Source organism: Ruegeria marisflavi (assembly GCF_025673445.1).
GTDB classification, from domain to species: Bacteria; Pseudomonadota; Alphaproteobacteria; order Rhodobacterales; family Rhodobacteraceae; genus Ruegeria_B; species Ruegeria_B marisflavi.
In genome coordinates this window covers 93,617-112,978 of sequence record NZ_JAOVQN010000002.1, presented here as the reverse complement: position 1 = coordinate 112,978, position 19,362 = coordinate 93,617, and the positions used below count along the sequence as shown (strand labels likewise).

The window sequence follows — 19,362 nt, the reverse complement described above, 5'->3', positions numbered from 1 at the left end:
CCGTTAGCCCCAAACCCTCTAACGGCTATAGAAACCAAGTTTTCTGCAACCGCGAATCAAAGGCACTCAAGGGCGCTCAGATATGTGATCACACATTTTCAACGTGTGATCACAAATGTCGAAAATCTTCCTCAAAAACCCGGGGGGCGTCAAAAAACCCTTTAAGGATCGGCATTAGACAACCCTATATGCTGGGTAATCGCAGTCAGACGGGACAGATTCTATGAATATCCATGAATATCAGGCCAAGGCACTTCTGCGCAGCTACGGCGCTCCGGTGTCCGACGGCCGCGTGGTTCTCCGGGCCGAGGATGCCAAGACCGCGGCCGGTGAACTGGACGGGCCGCTCTGGGTGGTCAAGGCCCAGATCCACGCAGGTGGTCGCGGCAAGGGCAAGTTCAAAGAGGCCGACGCCGGTGAAAAAGGCGGCGTCCGTCTGACCAAGTCGGTCGAAGAGGCCGCCGAGGAAGCCAAGAAGATGCTGGGCCGCACGCTCGTCACCCACCAGACCGGCCCCGCCGGCAAGCAGGTGAACCGCATCTATATCGAGGCTGGCTCGGGCATCGAGACCGAACTGTACCTGGCGCTGCTGGTCGACCGTCAGACCAGCCGCATCTCCTTTGTCTGCTCGACCGAGGGCGGCATGGATATCGAGGAAGTGGCCGCCAGTACCCCGGAAAAGATCCTGTCCTTCGCCGTCGACCCGGTGACCGGATACATGCCCTATCACGGCCGCCGCATTGCGTTTGCCCTGGGCCTGCAAGGCGCTCAGGTGAAACAGTGCGTGGCGCTGATGGGCCTGCTCTATCGTGCCTTCGTCGAGAAGGACATGGAGATGCTGGAAATCAACCCGCTGATCGTCACCGACAAGGGCGACCTCAAGGTGCTCGATGCCAAGCTGGGCTTTGACGGCAACGCGATCTACCGCCACTCGGACATTGCCGAACTGCGCGACACGACCGAGGAAGACCCCAAGGAACTCGAAGCCTCCAAATACGATCTCAACTACATCGCACTCGATGGCGAGATCGGCTGCATGGTCAACGGCGCCGGTCTGGCGATGGCCACCATGGACATCATCAAGCTCTACGGCGCCGAGCCCGCCAACTTCCTCGACGTCGGCGGCGGCGCCACCAAGGAGAAGGTCACCGAGGCGTTCAAGATCATCACCTCCGACCCGAACGTCAAAGGCATCCTCGTGAACATCTTCGGCGGCATCATGCGCTGTGACGTGATCGCCGAGGGCGTGGTCGCCGCGGTCAAGGAAGTGGGCCTTCAGGTTCCGCTGGTCGTCCGTCTCGAAGGCACCAATGTCGAAAAGGGCAAGGAGATCATCAACACCTCCGGCCTGAACGTCATCGCCGCCGACAACCTGTCGGACGGTGCCGAGAAGATCGTGAAAGCGGTCAAGGGCTGAACGTAGGGTGGGCGGCCCGCCCACCATCCCCCAATGAATGGTGGGCAAGTCTGCCCACCCTACGACAGATTTCAAAGGAGAACGCCAAGATGGCAGTCCTCATCGACGAAAATACCAAGGTCATCTGCCAGGGCTTCACCGGCTCGCAGGGTACCTTTCACTCGGAACAGGCCATCGCCTATGGCACCAAGATGGTTGGCGGGGTCACCCCCGGCAAAGGCGGCAGCACCCACCTGAACCTGCCCGTCTTCAACTCGGTGCACGAGGCCAAGGCCGTGACCGAGGCCAACGCCTCCGTCATCTACGTCCCGCCGCCCTTTGCCGCCGACTCGATCCTCGAGGCGATCGACGCCAAGATGGAGCTGATCGTCTGCATCACCGAGGGCATTCCGGTGCTCGACATGATGAAGGTCAAGCGCGCCCTCGAAGGCTCGTCCTCGCGCCTCATCGGCCCCAACTGCCCCGGCGTGATCACCCCCGGCGCCTGCAAGATCGGCATCATGCCCGGCCATATCCACAAGCGCGGCAGCGTCGGCGTGGTGTCCCGCTCGGGCACCCTGACCTATGAGGCGGTGAAACAGACCTCGGATATCGGTCTGGGCCAGTCCACCGCCGTGGGCATCGGCGGCGACCCGATCAAGGGGACCGAGCATATCGACGTGCTGGAATGGTTCCTGGCCGACGATGAAACCGAAAGCATCATCATGATCGGCGAAATCGGCGGCAGCGCCGAGGAAGAGGCCGCCCAGTTCCTCAAGGACGAGGCCAAGAAGGGCCGCAAGAAGCCGGTCGCCGGTTTCATCGCGGGCCGCACCGCCCCTCCGGGCCGCCGCATGGGCCACGCAGGTGCCATCGTCGCCGGCGGTAAAGGCGGCGCCGAGGACAAGATCGAAGCCATGCGCTCGGCCGGGATTGTCGTCGCCGACAGCCCGGCAACCCTGGGCGAGGCCGTGCTGGCCGCCATCGGCAAGTAACCCGCCAGCCCCGCGTCCACGCGGGGCGGCATTGAAATCGGGAGGACACATGACGTTCGGTCAATCCATAGGAACGTGTTTCTCGAAATACTTCACCTTCTCCGGGCGGGCCTCTCGCCCGGAGTACTGGTATTTTTTCCTGTTCATGGTGCTGGGCAACGTGGTGGCAACCCTGCTCGACGCGGCGCTGTTCGATTCCGTGACCACCACGGTCGAAACCTCGGACACCGGCGCCAGCGCCAGTATCGAGAATACCGGCCCCATCAGCGCGCTGTTCTCGCTCGCCCTGTTCCTGCCGCATCTGGCCGTGGCCTTTCGCCGGATGCACGACACCGGCCGCAGCGGGCTTTTTGCGCTGTTTCCCATTTTGCTGATGATCGGCGCCGGATTGATCCTGGTCTTCGGCATCGGCATTGCCTCCAGCTTCGCCGCTGGCGGCTCGCTCGACCTCCTCTTCACCCGCGCCACGCTGCTTTTGTTGATCCCGACGCTCGCCGTCCTTATCGTCTCGCCGCTCTTGGTGCTGTGGTGGCTGACCCGGCCCAGCCAGCCGGGCACCAATCAATACGGTCCCAACCCTTATGAGGTACAAAAATGACCGAACAATCGCCCAACTCCCAGTTTCATGCCTCGTCTTTCATGCAGGGGCATAATGCGGAATACCTCGAACAGCTCTATGCCCGATACGCCAACGACCCCGCGTCGGTCGATGCCGCCTGGGCCGAATTTTTCCGCGCCATGGGCGACGCGGACACCGATGTAAAGAAAGAGGCCGACGGCCCCAGCTGGGCGCGCGCCGACTGGCCGCCGATGCCCGCCGACGACCTGACCGGTGCGCTGACAGGCCAATGGGCCGAGGTTGATGGCAAGGCTGCCGGCAAGAAGATCAAGGAAAAGGCCGCCACCGCGGGCGTCGAGATCAGCGAAGAGCAGGTCAAGCGCGCCGTGCTGGATTCGATCCGCGCCCTGATGATCATCCGCGCCTATCGCATCCGGGGCCATCTCGTGGCCGACCTCGACCCGCTGGGCATGCGCGCGGGCACCCCGCACCCCGAGCTTGACCCGCGCACCTACGGGTTCTCGGATGCCGATCTGGACCGGCCGATCTTCATCGACAACGTGCTGGGCCTGACCCATGCCTCGATGCGGCAGATCATCGACATCGTCAAACGCACCTATTGCGGCACCTTCGCGCTGCAATACATGCATATCTCGGACCCCGAAGAGGCCGCCTGGCTGAAGGAACGGATCGAAGGCTACGGCAAGGAGATCTCCTTCACCCGCGAAGGGCGCAAGGCCATCCTGAACAAGATGGTCGAGGCCGAGGGTTTCGAGAAGTTCCTGCATGTCAAATACATGGGCACCAAGCGCTTTGGCCTCGACGGCGGCGAGGCGCTGATCCCCGCGATGGAACAGATCATCAAGCGCGGCGGCGCGCTGGGGGTCCGCGAGATCGTCATCGGCATGCCGCACCGCGGCCGCCTGAACATCCTGGCCAACGTGATGGGCAAGCCCTATCGCGCGATCTTCAACGAATTCCAGGGCGGCAGCTTCAAGCCCGAGGATGTCGACGGCTCGGGCGACGTGAAATACCACCTCGGCGCCTCCTCGGACCGCGCGTTCGACGGCAACACGGTTCACCTCAGCCTCACCGCCAACCCCTCGCATCTCGAGGCGGTCAATCCCGTGGTTTTGGGCAAGGCCCGCGCCAAGCAGGACCAGTTCGGCGACAAGGACCGCACCTCGGTCATGCCGGTGCTGCTGCATGGCGACGCCGCCTTTGCCGGTCAAGGCGTGGTGGCGGAATGCTTCCAGCTTTCCGGCATCCGCGGCCATCGCACCGGCGGCACCATGCATATCGTGGTGAACAACCAGATCGGCTTTACCACCGCGCCGCATTTCAGCCGTTCCAGCCCCTATCCCACCGATATCGCCCTGATGGTCGAGGCACCGATCTTCCACGTCAACGGCGACGACCCCGAGGCGGTGGTTCATGCCGCCAAGGTTGCCACCGAGTTCCGGCAAAAGTTCCGCAAGGATGTGGTGATCGACATCTTCTGCTATCGCCGGTTCGGCCATAACGAGGGCGACGAGCCCATGTTCACCAACCCGATCATGTACAAGCGGATCAAGACCCACAAGACCACGCTCAGCCTCTACACCGAGCGTCTGGTCCGCGACGGGCTGATCCCCGAGGGCGAGATCGAGGACATGAAGGCTGCCTTCCAGGCGCATCTGAACGAAGAGTTCGAAGCCGGCAAGGATTACAAGCCCAACAAAGCCGACTGGCTAGATGGGCGCTGGTCGCATCTGGACAAGAACAAAGAGGAATACGTGCGCGGCGAAACCTCGATCTCGCCGGAAACCCTGGCCGAGGTCGGCAACGCCCTGACCCGCGCGCCCGACGGCTTCGCCATGCACAAGACGGTCGAACGCCTGCTCGACACCAAGAAGGCAATGTTCGACACCGGCAAGGGCTTTGACTGGGCCACGGGCGAGGCGCTGGCCTATGGCTCGCTCCTGACCGAGGGTTATCCGGTCCGCCTGGCGGGCCAGGACGCCACGCGCGGCACCTTCAGCCAGCGCCATTCCGGCTTGATCAACCAGGAAACCGAAGAGCGCTACTACCCGCTCAACAACATCCGCAACGGTCAGGCGCAATACGAGGTCATCGACTCGATGCTCAGCGAATACGCGGTGCTGGGTTTCGAATATGGCTACAGCCTCGCCGAACCCAACGCGCTGACGCTGTGGGAGGCACAGTTCGGCGACTTCGCCAACGGCGCCCAGATCATGTTCGACCAGTTCATCAGCTCGGGCGAAAGCAAATGGCTGCGCATGTCCGGCCTCGTGGTGCTGCTGCCCCACGGGTTCGAGGGCCAGGGCCCCGAGCACAGTTCCGCCCGCCTGGAACGCTTCCTGCAAATGTGCGGCCAGGACAACTGGATCGTGGCCAACTGCACCACCCCGGCCAACTACTTCCACATCCTGCGCCGGCAGATCCACCGCACCTTCCGCAAACCGCTGATCATGTTCACGCCCAAGTCACTCCTGCGGCACAAGCTGGCGATCAGCACGGCCGAGGATTTCACCACCGGCTCCAGCTTCCACCGGGTGCTGTGGGATGACGCGGAAAAGGGCAACTCGGACACCAAGCTGGTCGCCGATGACAAGATCAAGCGCGTCGTCATGTGCTCGGGCAAGGTCTATTACGACCTGCTCGAAGAGCGCGACGCGCGCGGCATCGACGATGTCTACCTGCTCCGGATCGAGCAGTACTATCCGTTCCCCGCCCACTCGCTGATCGCCGAGCTGGAGCGGTTCAAGGGGGCCGAGATGGTCTGGTGCCAGGAAGAGCCCAAGAACCAGGGCGCCTGGTCCTTCATCGAGCCCAATATCGAATGGGTGCTGACCCGTATCGGCGCCAAGCACTCCCGCCCGACCTATGTGGGCCGTGCCACCTCGGCCTCGCCTGCCACCGGTCTGGCCAGCCAACACAAAGCCCAACAAGAGGCGCTCGTGAACGAAGCGCTGAGCATCGAAGGAAAATAACCGATGACGATCGAAGTTCGTGTCCCCACGCTTGGCGAATCCGTGACCGAGGCCACCGTGGCCACCTGGTTCAAGAAACCCGGTGATGCCGTGGCCGTGGACGAGATGCTCTGCGAGCTGGAAACCGACAAGGTGACCGTCGAGGTCCCGGCCCCCGCCGCTGGCGTGATGGGCGAGATCGTGGCCAAGGAAGGCGAGACCGTCGGCGTCAACGCCCTGCTGGCCACAATCACCGCGGGCGAAGGCGCCGCCGCTGCGACCCCTGCCGCCGCCCCCGCCGCCTCCGGCGGGTCGGTCGACGTGATGGTGCCCACTTTGGGTGAATCAGTGACCGAGGCCACTGTCTCGACCTGGTTCAAGAAGGTGGGCGATACCGTCGCGCAGGACGAGATGCTGTGCGAGCTGGAAACCGACAAGGTCTCGGTCGAGGTCCCCGCACCCGCTGCCGGTGTTCTGGCCGAAATCGTGGCACCCGAAGGTGCCACCGTGAATGCCGCCGCGAAACTGGCGGTGATCTCGGGCAGCGCCTCGGGCGCCTCTCCCGCGCCTGCGGCGCCTGCGGCCGCCGTCACCCCGTCGCTGGCCGCCTCCAAGGACGTGGCCAATGCACCCTCGGCTGAAAAGGCGATGGCCGAGGCCGGGATCAGCCCGGCCCAGGTCACCGGCACCGGCCGCGACGGCCGCATCATGAAAGAGGACGTCGCCGCCGCCGTGGCCGCCGCCGCAGCAGCACCCGCTGCCACCGCGCCTGCCGCACCGGCACCTGCTGCCGCAGCCCCCCGCGCCCCCACCCTGGCCGAGGATGCCGCCCGCGAGGAACGCGTCCGCATGACCCGCCTGCGCCAGACCATCGCCCGGCGCCTGAAGGACGCCCAGAACACCGCCGCGATCCTGACCACCTATAACGAGGTGGACATGACCGAGGTGATGGCGCTGCGCAACACCTACAAGGACGCGTTCGAGAAGAAGCACGGCGTGCGCATGGGCTTCATGTCCTTCTTCACCAAGGCCTGCTGCCACGCGCTGAAAGAGGTACCCGAGGTCAACGCCGAGATCGACGGCCAGGACATCGTCTACAAGAACTATGTCCACATGGGCGTCGCCGCCGGCACGCCGCAGGGGCTGGTGGTGCCGGTCATCCGCGACGCAGACCAGATGTCCTTTGCCGAGATCGAAAAAGCCATCGCCGAAAAGGGCAAGCGCGCCCGCGAAGGCAAGCTCTCCATGGCCGAGATGCAGGGCGGCACCTTCACCATCTCGAACGGCGGCGTCTACGGCTCGCTGATGTCCTCGCCGATCCTGAACCCCCCGCAGTCGGGCATCCTCGGCATGCACAAGATCCAGGACCGCCCGATGGTCATCAACGGCGAGATCAAGATCCGCCCGATGATGTACCTGGCGCTCAGCTACGATCACCGCATCGTCGACGGCAAGGGCGCCGTGACCTTCCTGGTGCGCGTGAAAGAGGCGCTGGAGGATCCCCGCCGCTTGCTGATGGATCTGTGATCCGGGTAGCGGAGTGGAGTGACGGACCAGTGGAACTAGAACAAGTCCTTTTCGCATTTGCACTCGTTTGCGTGGGTCTTGCGTTTAGTCCACTGGGATGGCTTGCCGCTTTGGGGGCATTTGTGCTGGTGGCAGCAGCCTTCGAGATGGTTGCTGTAGCTTGGCCCTATCTGCTGCTTGGATTGGTTTCTCTTTTCGTCCTTTTGTGGTTTGCGATTTGGCACTCTTCCAAACAGCGCGCCAGCGAAGCCGAGGTAGACGAAAGAGAGCGATTGAGGTCGAGTTTGGAAAAGGCATTTCAAGAACGAAAGCCGAAGTGAACCAAGGCAGCCGCGTTGAAACTGCGTATACCTCGCGAAGGCTCCGGCAGCCAAAAAGGACAAGAAAGCCAAGGAAACAGAGTAGGGAAATGGACCACAAGACGAACTCCTATGTACATGAAGAGAACTCTGGTTGCTTCTCTATGTGCGCTACGCGTTTGGTAAAGTAGCTATGGCAACCCATGCCCTCTGGCAGGCCGACGTGGCCGATTTCGACTCCTGGCTCAAGGTATTCCGCGAGGATCGCGCAATGCGCAAGGCCGCGGGCATCCGCGACCTGCACGTCTGGCGCGACCCCGAACGCGCCGACCATGCCGTGGCCCTGTTCGAGATCACCAACCTCGCCTCGGCCAAGGCCTTCTTCGACAGCGAGGAACTGGCCATGCATCACGAACGCGGCGGCATCGCCCATATCACGGTGAAACTGCTGACACCGGTCTGATCCGGCGACGGCACGACATTTCAGGCACCGGGCCGCAACAGCCCGCCCGGCGCACACGAAGGAGAGATAAAATGGCTAGTTATGACGTTATCGTAATCGGCGCCGGCCCCGGCGGCTATGTCTGCGCCATCCGCTGCGCCCAGCTGGGCCTGAAAACCGCCGTGGTCGAAGGCCGCGAAACCCTGGGCGGCACCTGCCTGAACGTGGGTTGTATCCCCTCCAAGGCGCTGCTGCATGCCTCTCACAGCCTGCACGAGGCGCAGCACAACTTTGCCAAGATGGGCCTCAAGGGCAAGGCGCCCTCGGTCGACTGGAAACAGATGCTCGCCTACAAGGACGAGGTGATCGAGGGCAACACCAAGGGCATCGAATTCCTGTTCAAGAAGAACAAGATCGACTGGATCAAGGGCTGGGCCACCATCCCCGCCGCGGGCAAGGTGCAAGTGGGCGACGACACCCACGAGGCCAGGAACATCATCATCGCCTCCGGGTCCGAGCCCGCCTCGCTGCCGGGTGTCGAGGTGGATGAGAAAACCGTCGTGACCTCCACCGGCGCGCTGGAACTGGGCAAGATCCCGAAATCCATGGTGGTGATCGGCGCCGGTGTCATCGGACTGGAACTGGGCTCTGTCTATGCCCGCCTGGGTGCCGAGGTGACCGTGGTCGAATTCCTCGACGTGATCACCCCCGGCATGGACGGCGAAGTGCAAAAGACCTTCCAGCGCATCCTGAAAAAGCAGGGCCTGAACTTTGTCATGGGCGCCGCGGTGCAAAAGACCGAATTGGCCAGGGGCAAGGCCAAGGTCACCTACAAGCTGATGAAGAAGGACACCGAGCACGAGATCGAAGCCGATACCGTGCTGGTTGCCACCGGGCGCAAACCCTATACCACCGGTCTGGGCCTCGACAAGCTGGGCATAGAGATGACCCAGCGCGGCCAGATCAAGGTCGGTAAGGACTGGGAGACCAACGTGCCCGGCATCTACGCCATCGGCGACGTGATCGAAGGCCCGATGCTCGCCCACAAGGCCGAGGACGAGGGCATGGCCGCCGCCGAACAGGTCGCGGGCAAGCATGGCCATGTCAACTATGGCGTCATCCCCGGCGTGATCTACACAACGCCCGAGGTCGCCAATGTCGGCGCCACCGAGGAAAGCCTCAAGGCCGAGGGCCGCGCCTACAAGGTCGGCAAGTTCATGTTCATGGGCAATGGCCGCGCCAAGGCCAATTTCGCGGGCGAAGGCTTCGTCAAGATCCTCGCCGACAAGGACACCGACCGCATCCTCGGCGCCCATATCATCGGCCCGGCAGCGGGAGAGCTGATCCACGAGGTCTGCGTCGCGATGGAATTCGGCGCTTCGGCCGAGGATCTGGCGCTCACCTGCCACGCGCACCCGACCTATTCCGAGGCGGTGCGCGAGGCAGCGCTTGCCTGTGGCGACGGTCCGATCCATTCGTGATCCGCAAGAGTGGGGCGGCGCCCACCGCCGCCCCGCGCTCCTGCCCCGGAAATGGCCGCATAGAGCCGCACGCGCGGACGGGTTTTGAGTTTTCGACACTTTCAGGCATGATGCCCCGATCCGAACCGGATGATCGAACCGCTCAGGGGAAAGGGGTGTCATGGTCGATCAGGTCAAGCTCGCCGCCTTTTCAAGCTGGCTGATGGCCGGCGCACAACCGCCCAAGCCCATCGAGGCCGTTGTCGAGGAAAGCGCCGCCCGTCTGCGCGCGGCCGGTCTGCCGCTTGACGTGTTGATCGTCAACGGCCTGTTCATCCACCCCGATATCCGTGGCATCCAGATCCGCTGGACCGCACGGAACGGCGTGCGCCGGGTCACCTTCCGCCACGCCTATTTCGAAAGCAGCGATTTCGCCGCGACCCCGATCTCGCGCACCATCGCGACCGGGCGCTCCATGCGCTTCGAACTCGCGCGCCAGGACCCCGGGACCGATACCGCCTATGCCGCCGCGTTCCGGGCCTCGGGCTATACCGACATCCTGGTGTTGCCGCTCATCAACTTTGACGGCACGATCTCCGGCTGCATCGAGTTTGCCACCCGGACCGCCAAAGGGTTCAGCCAAGAAGACATTACCGCCCTGCGCCGGGTTCAGGCGCCGCTGGCCCGGATGAAGGAGTTCTTCACCGAACGGTTCGACAAGCAGATCACGCTCGCCACCTATGTCGGCGACGCCACCAGTCGCAAGGTGCTGAGCGGCCAGATCGTCCGCGGCGATGGCGAGACCATTTCCGCCGTCATTCTCTTTGCCGATATCAAGGGCTTCACCGCGCTGTCGAACCGCACCGCCTCGGCCGAGGTGCTGCAAGTGCTCAATCGCTTCTTCGATGTGATCGACACCGCCGTGACCCGCAACAATGGCGAGATCCTCAAGTTTCTCGGCGACGGGGTGCTGGTGATCTTTCCCACGCCCGACGACCTCACCGCGCAAGAGGCCGCCGCCCAAAGCGCGATGGCCGCCGTCACCGAGGCCCGGGAAACGCTTGCGGAACAAACCGGCCCGTCGCAGATCGCCTTTCGCGCGGCGCTTCACATGGGCGATGTGTTCTTCGGCAATGTCGGCAGCCGCAACCGGCTCGACTTCACCGCCATCGGCCCGGCGGTGAACCTCTGCGCCCGCATGCTGCACGAGGCCTCGTCGCGTGACGCCAGAACGCTGTGCTCGGCGCAGTTCCGGACCATCGCCATCGGCCTCACCGGCACCCCCTTCACCTGCGAGGTAGCCGGTTTCGACAAACCGGTCGAATTCCACGTCCTGGATTGACGGTTCCGCCGCCGCGCCGCATCGTCCGGCCCGAGGTGCCCGCCATGACTGATTTCGACCTGCCCGCCTACCTGAGCCGCATCCGTCTCGCCCCCGTTCCCGTCACCGCCGCCGGGCTGCACCAGCTCCAGCAGGCGCAGCTGCGCGGCATTCCCTTCGAGAACATCGACCCGTTTCTGGGCCGCACCCCCGACCTCGCGCCACGGGCGCTGGCGGCCAAGCTTTTGCACGCCGGGCGCGGCGGCTACTGTTTCGAGCAGAACGCACTCTTCGGCACGGCACTCCGGGCCTGCGGCTTCGAAACCCGCCGCCTGCTAGCCCGGGTCCGCAACGGCAGGCCCACCGCCGGGCCGCGCAGCCATGTGGCGCTGATGGTCACGCTCGACGGGCGCCGCTACCTCGCCGACGCGGGCTTCGGCGGCCCCGGCCCGCTTGTTCCGCTGCTGATCGACACCGACGCAGCGCAGAGCGCACCGAACGGCACCTACCGCTTCCGCACCGATCCCGTTACCGGCGAGCGCCTGCTGCAACGCGACACACCCGAAGGTCCCTTCATCCTCTACGGCTTTGACGAGGCCCATGTCAGCGACGCCGATATCGAGGCCGCCAATCACCTGTGCGCCACCTGGGAAAAAATGCCGTTTCGCAACAACCTGTTGCTCTCGGGCTTCGATGGCGCAACCCGCATCGGCGCCTTCAACCGGATGCGCACCCGCGACAGCGACGGCAGGCTCGACAGGCGCGAAATCACCGACCGCGCGGATCTCACCACCCTGCTGACCCGCGATCTCGGGCTGCACCTCGACCCGGCCACGCTCACGGCACTCTGGGACCGCCTCGGCGCCACCTGACCCAATGCAGCTTCTTTCTGGTCGAAAACACTCCGGGGGTGAATTGGCCGCAGGCCAAGAGGGGGCAGCGCCCCCTGCCTCCGGTCGCCACGCGATCCGACTCAGCCGGCCGCCCGTCCGGCCTCTTCCATCAGCGCATTGGACCGCTGCTCTACCGCCTCTTCCAGCCGCGCCATGAATTCGCCCCGCGCGATGCCCGGCGGGATCGGTTCCAGGAATTCCACCACTGCCAGTCCCGGCTTGCGCCGGATTCCCTTGCGGGGCCAGAACAGGCCCACATTCGTCGCCGCCGGCACGCAGGGATATTGCAACCCTTCGTACAGAACCGCGCTGCCCACCTTGTAAGGTTTGTAGACTCCCGGCGCCACCCGCGTCCCCTGCGGATAGATCACCAGCTGGCCAGGTTCGGAAAACTCCTTGGCGACATCCTTGACCATCTTGGCCACCGCCGCGCCGCGCTTGCCGCGATCGACCGGGATACAACCCAGCCGCTTGGCATAGACCCCGATGATCGGTGTCCACAACAGCTCGCGCTTCATGATGAACTTGGCATGCGGCACCGCGTCAAAGATCAGCAGGATGTCCAGGAACGACTGGTGCTTGGCCGCGATCACCACCTCGCCCGTGGGTACCGGTCCCCGTACCTCGCCCCGAATGCCCACCATCCAGCGCGCCAGCCAGATGGTCGACCGGGCATAAAGCTTGCAGGCCTTCAGCGCCCCGCGCTTGGATACCAGCGCATAAGGGGTGAACACCAGGCCCAGCACCGCCATCCACAGATAGATCAGGACAACAAAGACCAGCGAACGCAGCCATTGCACCATCAGCTCAGCTCCTTCAACGTGCGCCGCGCCGCGGCCCAGGTGGCGGCAAAGGCCACCCCCGCGCCCAGCACCGGAATGACCAGCGGCAAGAGCCAGCCCAGCCCCTGGAACCCGAGCCCGGTCAGAAACCCGCCCTCGTCCGAGGCTTCGGGCAACAGCATGACACCCGCCATGCCCAGCACCATACCCACCGCCGCGCCAATCAGCGCGCGAAGGGTGAACCGGCGCACAAAGGCGCCAGCGATGTAACGGTCGCGCGCGCCCACCAGCCGCAGGACCTCGACCACCTGCGCATTGGCCGCCAACGCCGCATTGGCCGCCAGCGTGATCATCGCCGCCGTGGCGCCACCGATCAGCAGGATGGACACCAGCGCCAGGCGGCGCAGCGAATTGGCCGCATCCACCAGCGGTTCCCGCCAGCGGGTATGGTCGTCCAGCACCGCGCCCGGCACCTCGGCCGCCAACCGCAGCCGCAGGCCCTGCACGTCATATCCCGGCTCAGCCCCCCGGATCTCGATCAGCTGCGGCACCGGCAGCGCGTCCAGCGGCAGATCCGCCCCGAACCAGGGCGCCAGCAGCGCCGCCTGCTCCTCGCGGCTCAGCGCCCGCACCTCGGCCACGCCCGGCGTCTGGCGCAGGATGGTCAGCGCCGTCTTGGTCTGCGCCGCGACCTGATCGCCCGGCGCGTTGATACGCAGCGTCGCCGCCCGCGCCAGTTCCGAGGCCCAGCGATCCGCCAACCGCCCCGAGGCCAGCGACAGCGCCAGCGCAAACACCGCCAGAAAGGCCATCGCACCCGACACGAACAGGGTCAGCTGCGCGGTGAACCCCGACGGTGGCACCACCCGGTCGGCCTGCTTGTCGACCATGATCAATGTGCGGATGGTTCCCTCGCTCACAGGTCCGCCCCCGCCAGTTGCAACCGCCGGTTCGAAATCCGCAACACCCGCGCCTGCACCTGGCTCTTGGCGGCGCGGATCAGGCTCAGGTCATGGGTCGCGATAAGGATGGTCTTGCCCATCCGGTTCAGCTCGATCAGCAGCTGCAACAGCCGCTGCGACATCTCCCAGTCGACATTGCCGGTGGGCTCGTCCGCCAGAACCACATCGGGAGACATGATCACCGCCCGCGCCAACGCCGCGCGCTGGCGCTCGCCGCCTGACAGTTCCGGTGGCAGGGCCTCAGCCCGTTTCGTCAGCCCGACCCAGGCCATCAGCTCGTTCAGATTGTCCTGCTGTCCGGCCAGCCCGCGGCCCGATACCGTCAGCGGTAGCGCAATATTCTCAGCCAGCGGCAGGTGGTCCAGAAACCGGCAATCCTGATGCACCACACCGATACGGCGCCGGAACAACGCCATCTGGTCGCGGTCCAGCTTGCGCAGATCCTGGCCAAAGCCCATCACCTGCCCGGCGGTGGCCTGCAACGCGCCGTAACACAGCTTCAGCAGCGTGGTCTTGCCCGATCCCGACGGTCCGGTCAGGAAATGGAATGATCCCGGCGACAGATCGACCGAAATATCGCCGAGAAGCTCGCCGCCACCATAGCTGTAGCCCACATTCTCCAACTCGATCAAAACACTGCCCCCTGCCGGTTCACCGCCTTTCTTGCCCGATGGGGAATGCAGTTTCAATGCCCGCCTGAGTCCAATAGGCGACACATCACCGGTTCCGCGCCAAATCGCTCTTTCCGCAATCGGTTCAACCGCCTATGATCCGGGGAAAAACAAGCTCAGGCAGAATGAAAACCGGGAGACAGTATGCGTCTGACATGCCCGAACTGTGACGCACAATACGAAGTGCCCGACGAGGTGATCCCCACCGAAGGGCGCGACGTTCAGTGTTCGAACTGCGGCCATACATGGTTCCAGCCGCCAGCCGGCACGCCGATGCCGGACACCTCTGACAGCGAGGACGAGGCGCTTCCGTCCGGCTTCAACGTCGAAAACGACGATGGCACAGAATACCAAGACGAACCGGACTACGGCCCATCGGATGTGTTCGATGACGACGACGAGGATGACGAGACTCCTGCGGAACCGGCCCCAAGCGAGAAAGCCGGACGCGGCATTGACCCGGACATCTCGGATATCCTGCGCCAGGAAGCCGCGCGCGAAGCCCAACTTCGGGCCCGAGAGGCGGAAGCCCTGGAAAGCCAACCGGATCTGGGCCTCGACGCCTATCCGGGCGATGAACCCAAACGGCGCGCTCGCGAGGCGCAGGATCGCATGGCTCGGATACGCGGTGAGGAACCGGAGGACGACGACACTGACGCCGCCGGATCTCGGCGCGGACTGCTGCCCGATATCGAAGAGATCAACTCCACTCTGCGCGGCTCAGACTCCGTTCCGGCCGCTCCGGCGCCAGTTTCCTCCAAACGGACGCGCAAGCGCAGCTCGGGTGGGTTCAAGCGGGGTCTGGCCGTGATGCTGCTGTTTGGCGCGGTGTTGTTCCTGCTCTATGCCAATGCCCCGCAAATCGCCCGCAGCGTGCCGCAAACCGATCCGATGATCAGCGCTTATGTCGCGCTGGTCGATCAGGCCCGGCTATGGCTCGATGCACAGGTGGTGGCGCTTACACCGCGCCCTTGATACCGCTGCGACCTGTCCGTAGGCGCCCATAAGGTTTTTCGTCGAAGAATCTCGGCTCTCGGCGGGAGTACTTCACTCAAAGTGATAGCCTGGGCTGTTGTCAGAACCGGTCCAGTAGACGCTTGAGATAGTCCAGTTCGATCTGCGGTCGTTCCCTCTCGCCCGAGCGGCGGCGGATCTCATCGAGCAGCTCGCGCGCCCTGCGATAGACATCCTCGCCGCCCAGCAGGTTCTCGTCGGTGTGGATGCCGCCCTGCGACCCGGGCGTTCGACCCAGCGGGTCGCGGTTCTGGGCGCGCATGTCGCCCTCCTGGCTGCCCTGCCCCGGCTGCTGTTCCTGCGCCAGCGCCTCGCCCAGCGAGCGCATGCCCTCGCGCAGCGCCTCCATCGCCTCGGCCTGGCGGTCGATCGCCTCGGGCAGGTCGTCCTGCCGCAAAGCATCTTCGGCGCCCTCCATGGCCCGGCCGGCGCGGCCCAGCGCCTCGCGCGCCGCGTCGCCCTCGGGCGTACCCTGCCCCGGCAGGTTCTGCTGCTGGCGGCCCAGCTCGTCGCGCAGCGCCTGCTGCCGGTCGGCCAGCGTACCCTGATCCGGCTGGCCACCTTGGCCATCCTGACCACTGCCCGGCTCGCGCCCTGCTTGGCCCTGTCCCTCATGGCTCTGGCCCCTGCCCTGCCCCCCGCTGCGGCCTTCGTTCTGCTGGTTCTCTCCCGCCTGCGCGCCGGGGTTGAACTGTTCCTGCAAATCGCGGAACGCCTGATCCGACAGGCCCTGCTGGTTGCGCAACGTTTCGGCCAGCCCCTCCATCGCGCGCTGTCCCTCGGACTGGCCGTTCTGGCCCTGCCCCTGGGTCACGCGCATGTTTTCCATCATCTGCTGGAACTCCTGCAACGCCTGTTGCGCCTCGGCCATCCGGCCCTGTTCCATCAGTTCCTGAATCCGGTCCATCATCCGTTGCAGATCGTCCTGCGTCATTTGCAGGCTCTGCTGGTCCTGGCCCTGCTGGCCATCCCGCTCCTGGCTGTCGCCATCGCGCTGCGCCTGCTGCATCAGCTGTTGCAGGTAATCCTCGGTCGCTTCGCGCAGCTCCTGCATCAGCTCGGCGATCTCCTGATCGCTGGCGCCGTTCTTCATCGCCTCGCTCAGCCGTTCCTGCGCCTGGCGCATCCGCTCCAGCGCGTCGCTCAGCGTGCCATCCTCCAGAAGCAGCGCCAGATCCCACAGCGCCTGCGCGATCTCTTCCTGCTGCGAAACCTGCAAGCCGTAGCGGTTCAGCGCCTCCAGCCGCCGCAGGATCACCCGCAGCCGCAGATAGGCGGTTTCGGACTTGAATACTTCCTCGGGCCGGTGCGAAACCGCCCGCAGGATCAGTGCCACCCTTGCCGCGTTCTCGCGTGACCAGAGCAGGTCGCGACGCATCTCGATCACCGCCGCCGCCAGCGGGTCAAAGAACCGCCGCGCCGGCAGCGCCACGCCATAGGGTATAGTCTCGGCCTCCTGCCCGGCGGCATCCTGTGCCACCAGCGTAATCGTCACCGGCAGATGCGCCCAGGGGTGTTGCGAGAAATCCTCGACCAGGTTCTCGGTGAAATCGCGTCGGTCGCCCGAGATCGGCAAAGGCAGATCGATCGTGACCGCCTCGCGCGGCTCAGGCGCCACGCGCAGTCCATGACGCCGGTCGACCGCCGCCAGGTCCAGCGTGATCCGCGCCTCCCCGCCCGTCACGCCATAGTCGTCGGCGGCGGCATAGGGCATGACCATCTGACCGCCCGCGCCGCTTTCGGCTTCACCCGCGATCTCGACCACGGGCGGCTGGTCCGGTTGCATCGCAACCTGCCATCCGCGACCTCCCGGCCCCTCGATCTCCAGCGTGCCGCTGCGGACCACCGTCAGCGACTGTTCCGGGTTCTCGGGCTGCGCCAAGGGCGTGTCCGACAGCGTCTCGGCCAGGCTCAGCTGCCCCGGCTCGCCATAGAACCGCAAAACGATCCGCGTGCCCTGCGGCACCTCCAGCGCATCCGCCACCTGATCGTTCAGGTACAGTGTCGGCAACCCGGTATACCGCGGCGGCTCGATCCAGCCTTCCCAGCTGGGCCCGGCCGCTGCGGCGGCTGCTCCGGGGGCAAGCCCCGCAACCGAGCTTACCTGCCGGACCGAACCAAAGACCACCGCAACCGCCAGGCACAGAACCGCCATGTAACGGAGCCCCAGCGGATCGCGCGACCGCAGGGCCAGATCGGGCGGCACCGCCCGCGCCCCGGCCACCCGCGCCGCCATCCGTGCCTGATGCGCCCGCCACAGCCCGACCGACGCGGCATCCCCCGCCCCGATCGCTTGATGATCCAGCAGGGCCTGCACCGGCCGCCCAGGCAGGGTCGCGTCAAGCCGCGCCAGCACCTCGGCCCGGTCGGGCCAATGCATCCGCCGCGCGCCCCGGACCAGCGCCCACAGCAGGCCAAGACCCAAACTGCCCGCGCCCGCCCATGTCCATTCGACCGGGACCATGTCCTGAAGCCCCAGCATCAGCACCGACAGCCCCAGCATCAGGAGAGAGAACAGCGGCCAGAACGCGCGCAACAGACGCTCGGCGATCATGCCCGCGCTTGTCGCCGTCAGCACGAGGCGGCGCAAGGGCAGGATCTGGCTCTGGTTGCGTTTCAAAACGGGCCTCCTTCGGGGCCCGCGCGGGTCACCCGCGTCAAAGCCACGAGGGAATGGTATCGCGGTTTATGATTTCGTCAAAGCTCGGCCTTGCGCGAATAACCGCGAATTGATCCCCGTTCACCAGAACCTCGGGGATCAGCGGCCGGGTATTGTACTCGCTCGACATCACCGCGCCATAGGCCCCCGCGCTGCGGAACGCCACCAGATCACCGGCGGCAAGCGGCGGCATCAGCCGTCCCTTGGCAAAGGTGTCGCCGGTCTCGCAGACGGGCCCGACAATGTCATAAGGCTGCGGATCGCCCCCCGGCTCGGGTTCGATCACCGGCACGATATCGTGATGCGCGTCATACATGGCCGGGCGGATCAGATCGTTCATCGCCCCGTCAAGGATCAGGAAATCGCGCCCCTCGCCGGATTTGACATAGATGACCTTGGACACCATCAGCCCGGCATTGCCCGCGATCAGGCGGCCTGGCTCGATCTCGATCTCGCAGCCCAGATGCCCCAGCGTGCGCTTGATCAGCGCGCCATAGTCCAGCGGCAGCGGCGGCGCCTCGTTCGAGCGGGTATAGGGAATGCCCAGGCCCCCGCCCAGATCCAGTCGGCGGATGTCATGCCCCTCGGCACGTAACCGCTCGGTCAGATCGGCAACTTTCTGATAGGCGGCCTCGAACGGTGCCAGATCCGTCAGTTGCGAGCCGATATGCACGTCGATCCCCACCACCTCCAGACCCGGCAGCGCGGCGGCATGGGCATAGACCGCGCTGGCTCGCGCGATCGGGATGCCGAACTTGTTCTCGGACTTGCCGGTTGCGATCTTGGCATGGGTCTTGGCGTCCACATCCGGGTTCACCCGGATGGTGATCGGTGCCACCTTGCCCAGGCTCAGGGCCACGGCGTTGATCGCCTCCATCTCGGGTTCCGATTCCACGTTGAACTGGCGAACACCGCCTTCCAGCGCGACCCGGATTTCCTCCGCGGTCTTGCCCACGCCCGAGAACACGATCTTCTCGCCCGGCACACCAGCGGCCTTCGCCCGCAGATACTCGCCCATCGAGACCACATCCATCCCCGCCCCGGCCTGCGCCAATGTCCGCAGGATCGCCTGGTTGCTGGCCGCCTTCATCGCGTAACAGACCAGGTGATCGGTCCCTTCCAGCGCCTCGTCGAAGAGCTGGAAATGCCTGAGCAGCGTCGCAGTGGAATACACATAGAACGGGGTGCCCACCGCGGCGGCGATGTCGGTCAGGGGCACATCCTCGGCGTACAGCGCGCCGTCGCGATAGAGAAAATGATCCATACCGCGCGCTTATCCCGAAACGCCCATCCAGATCAATCGGTCCCGCAATTTTGAGTATTTAGGACCAGAAAGAAGCCCAAACGCGCCCCTGCTTCTTTCTGGTCGAAAATACCTCCGGGGGAGTCGCGCAAAGCGCGACGGGGGCA

General features: G+C 64.9%; 16 protein-coding genes. 11 read left to right on the top strand and 5 right to left on the bottom strand.

What is annotated here, in order from left to right; translation table 11 throughout:
* Nucleotides 1-223: 223 nt before the first annotated feature.
* The 10 genes from sucC (at nucleotide 224) to OEZ49_RS02375 (ending at nucleotide 11,843) form a co-directional block, all read left to right on the top strand.
* Nucleotides 224-1,417 (top strand): ADP-forming succinate--CoA ligase subunit beta, encoded by a 1,194-nt coding sequence (gene sucC / locus OEZ49_RS02420; protein WP_263386835.1) that lies wholly within the window; start codon nucleotides 224-226, stop codon nucleotides 1,415-1,417.
* Nucleotides 1,418-1,506: 89 nt separating this feature from the next.
* Nucleotides 1,507-2,391 (top strand): succinate--CoA ligase subunit alpha, encoded by an 885-nt coding sequence (gene sucD / locus OEZ49_RS02415; protein ID WP_164129146.1) that lies wholly within the window; start codon nucleotides 1,507-1,509, stop codon nucleotides 2,389-2,391.
* Nucleotides 2,392-2,440: 49 nt separating this feature from the next.
* Nucleotides 2,441-2,989 (top strand): DUF805 domain-containing protein, encoded by a 549-nt coding sequence (locus OEZ49_RS02410; RefSeq protein ID WP_263386834.1) that lies wholly within the window; start codon nucleotides 2,441-2,443, stop codon nucleotides 2,987-2,989.
* Nucleotides 2,986-5,943 carry a 2-oxoglutarate dehydrogenase E1 component gene (locus OEZ49_RS02405; RefSeq protein WP_263386833.1) on the top strand — a complete coding sequence of 986 codons (2,958 nt, stop codon included), beginning with the start codon at nucleotides 2,986-2,988 and terminating at the stop codon, nucleotides 5,941-5,943. The genes OEZ49_RS02410 and OEZ49_RS02405 overlap by 4 nt, the downstream gene beginning before the upstream one ends.
* 3 nt (nucleotides 5,944-5,946) lie before the next feature.
* Nucleotides 5,947-7,449 carry a 2-oxoglutarate dehydrogenase complex dihydrolipoyllysine-residue succinyltransferase gene (gene odhB, locus OEZ49_RS02400; protein WP_263386832.1) on the top strand — a complete coding sequence of 501 codons (1,503 nt, stop codon included), beginning with the start codon at nucleotides 5,947-5,949 and terminating at the stop codon, nucleotides 7,447-7,449.
* Between the two features lie 29 nt (nucleotides 7,450-7,478).
* Entirely contained in the window at nucleotides 7,479-7,769 is a 291-nt protein-coding gene (locus OEZ49_RS02395; protein WP_263386831.1) for a hypothetical protein, read from the top strand.
* A 172-nt stretch (nucleotides 7,770-7,941) separates the two neighbouring features.
* A complete protein-coding gene (locus OEZ49_RS02390; RefSeq protein ID WP_164129150.1) occupies nucleotides 7,942-8,211 on the top strand; it encodes a hypothetical protein in 270 nt (89 codons plus the stop codon).
* Nucleotides 8,212-8,282: 71 nt separating this feature from the next.
* Nucleotides 8,283-9,671 (top strand): dihydrolipoyl dehydrogenase, encoded by a 1,389-nt coding sequence (gene lpdA / locus OEZ49_RS02385; RefSeq protein ID WP_263386830.1) that lies wholly within the window; start codon nucleotides 8,283-8,285, stop codon nucleotides 9,669-9,671.
* A gap of 160 nt (nucleotides 9,672-9,831) precedes the next feature.
* Nucleotides 9,832-10,992 carry an adenylate/guanylate cyclase domain-containing protein gene (locus tag OEZ49_RS02380; protein ID WP_263386829.1) on the top strand — a complete coding sequence of 387 codons (1,161 nt, stop codon included), beginning with the start codon at nucleotides 9,832-9,834 and terminating at the stop codon, nucleotides 10,990-10,992.
* A 44-nt stretch (nucleotides 10,993-11,036) separates the two neighbouring features.
* Nucleotides 11,037-11,843 carry an arylamine N-acetyltransferase family protein gene (locus tag OEZ49_RS02375; RefSeq protein WP_263386828.1) on the top strand — a complete coding sequence of 269 codons (807 nt, stop codon included), beginning with the start codon at nucleotides 11,037-11,039 and terminating at the stop codon, nucleotides 11,841-11,843.
* A 101-nt stretch (nucleotides 11,844-11,944) separates the two neighbouring features.
* Here the strand turns inward: OEZ49_RS02375 and OEZ49_RS02370 are convergent, their stop codons facing one another.
* Genes OEZ49_RS02370 through OEZ49_RS02360 form a run of 3 tightly spaced genes read right to left on the bottom strand, consistent with a single transcriptional unit; the run spans nucleotide 11,945 to nucleotide 14,240 of the window.
* Complete coding sequence (locus tag OEZ49_RS02370) at nucleotides 11,945-12,667, bottom strand: lysophospholipid acyltransferase family protein (RefSeq protein ID WP_263386827.1); 723 nt, start codon at nucleotides 12,665-12,667, stop codon at nucleotides 11,945-11,947.
* Nucleotides 12,667-13,566, bottom strand: a complete 900-nt coding sequence (locus OEZ49_RS02365) for a cell division protein FtsX (protein WP_263386826.1) — start codon at nucleotides 13,564-13,566, stop codon at nucleotides 12,667-12,669. The genes OEZ49_RS02370 and OEZ49_RS02365 overlap by 1 nt, the downstream gene beginning before the upstream one ends.
* Nucleotides 13,563-14,240, bottom strand: a complete 678-nt coding sequence (locus OEZ49_RS02360) for a cell division ATP-binding protein FtsE (protein WP_263387070.1) — start codon at nucleotides 14,238-14,240, stop codon at nucleotides 13,563-13,565. The genes OEZ49_RS02365 and OEZ49_RS02360 overlap by 4 nt, the downstream gene beginning before the upstream one ends.
* 183 nt (nucleotides 14,241-14,423) lie before the next feature.
* On the opposite strand from OEZ49_RS02360, the gene OEZ49_RS02355 reads away from it, so the two are divergent.
* Nucleotides 14,424-15,254 carry a zinc-ribbon domain-containing protein gene (locus OEZ49_RS02355; protein ID WP_263386825.1) on the top strand — a complete coding sequence of 277 codons (831 nt, stop codon included), beginning with the start codon at nucleotides 14,424-14,426 and terminating at the stop codon, nucleotides 15,252-15,254.
* 100 nt (nucleotides 15,255-15,354) lie between these two features.
* On the opposite strand, the gene OEZ49_RS02350 is transcribed toward OEZ49_RS02355, so the two are convergent.
* Together OEZ49_RS02350 and lysA are read right to left on the bottom strand one after the other, a co-directional pair.
* Nucleotides 15,355-17,913: a TIGR02302 family protein gene (locus OEZ49_RS02350; RefSeq protein ID WP_263386824.1), complete on the bottom strand. Its 2,559-nt coding sequence runs from the start codon at nucleotides 17,911-17,913 to the stop codon at nucleotides 15,355-15,357.
* A 37-nt stretch (nucleotides 17,914-17,950) separates the two neighbouring features.
* A complete protein-coding gene (gene lysA, locus OEZ49_RS02345; protein ID WP_263386823.1) occupies nucleotides 17,951-19,216 on the bottom strand; it encodes a diaminopimelate decarboxylase in 1,266 nt (421 codons plus the stop codon).
* Nucleotides 19,217-19,362 lie beyond the last annotated feature (146 nt).

Excerpts from the sequence above, each read along its gene's own strand:
- OEZ49_RS02410 (WP_263386834.1), top strand. The coding sequence starts at position 2,441 with ATGACGTTCGGTCAATCCATAGGAACGTGTTTCTCGAAATACTTCACC.
- OEZ49_RS02370 (WP_263386827.1), bottom strand. The coding sequence starts at position 12,667 with ATGGTGCAATGGCTGCGTTCGCTGGTCTTTGTTGTCCTGATCTATCTG.
- OEZ49_RS02405 (WP_263386833.1), top strand. The coding sequence starts at position 2,986 with ATGACCGAACAATCGCCCAACTCCCAGTTTCATGCCTCGTCTTTCATG.
- sucC (WP_263386835.1), top strand. The coding sequence starts at position 224 with ATGAATATCCATGAATATCAGGCCAAGGCACTTCTGCGCAGCTACGGC.
- OEZ49_RS02355 (WP_263386825.1), top strand. The coding sequence starts at position 14,424 with ATGCGTCTGACATGCCCGAACTGTGACGCACAATACGAAGTGCCCGAC.
- OEZ49_RS02380 (WP_263386829.1), top strand. The coding sequence starts at position 9,832 with ATGGTCGATCAGGTCAAGCTCGCCGCCTTTTCAAGCTGGCTGATGGCC.
- sucD (WP_164129146.1), top strand. The coding sequence starts at position 1,507 with ATGGCAGTCCTCATCGACGAAAATACCAAGGTCATCTGCCAGGGCTTC.
- odhB (WP_263386832.1), top strand. The coding sequence starts at position 5,947 with ATGACGATCGAAGTTCGTGTCCCCACGCTTGGCGAATCCGTGACCGAG.
- lysA (WP_263386823.1), bottom strand. The coding sequence starts at position 19,216 with ATGGATCATTTTCTCTATCGCGACGGCGCGCTGTACGCCGAGGATGTG.
- OEZ49_RS02390 (WP_164129150.1), top strand. The coding sequence starts at position 7,942 with ATGGCAACCCATGCCCTCTGGCAGGCCGACGTGGCCGATTTCGACTCC.
- OEZ49_RS02375 (WP_263386828.1), top strand. The coding sequence starts at position 11,037 with ATGACTGATTTCGACCTGCCCGCCTACCTGAGCCGCATCCGTCTCGCC.
- lpdA (WP_263386830.1), top strand. The coding sequence starts at position 8,283 with ATGGCTAGTTATGACGTTATCGTAATCGGCGCCGGCCCCGGCGGCTAT.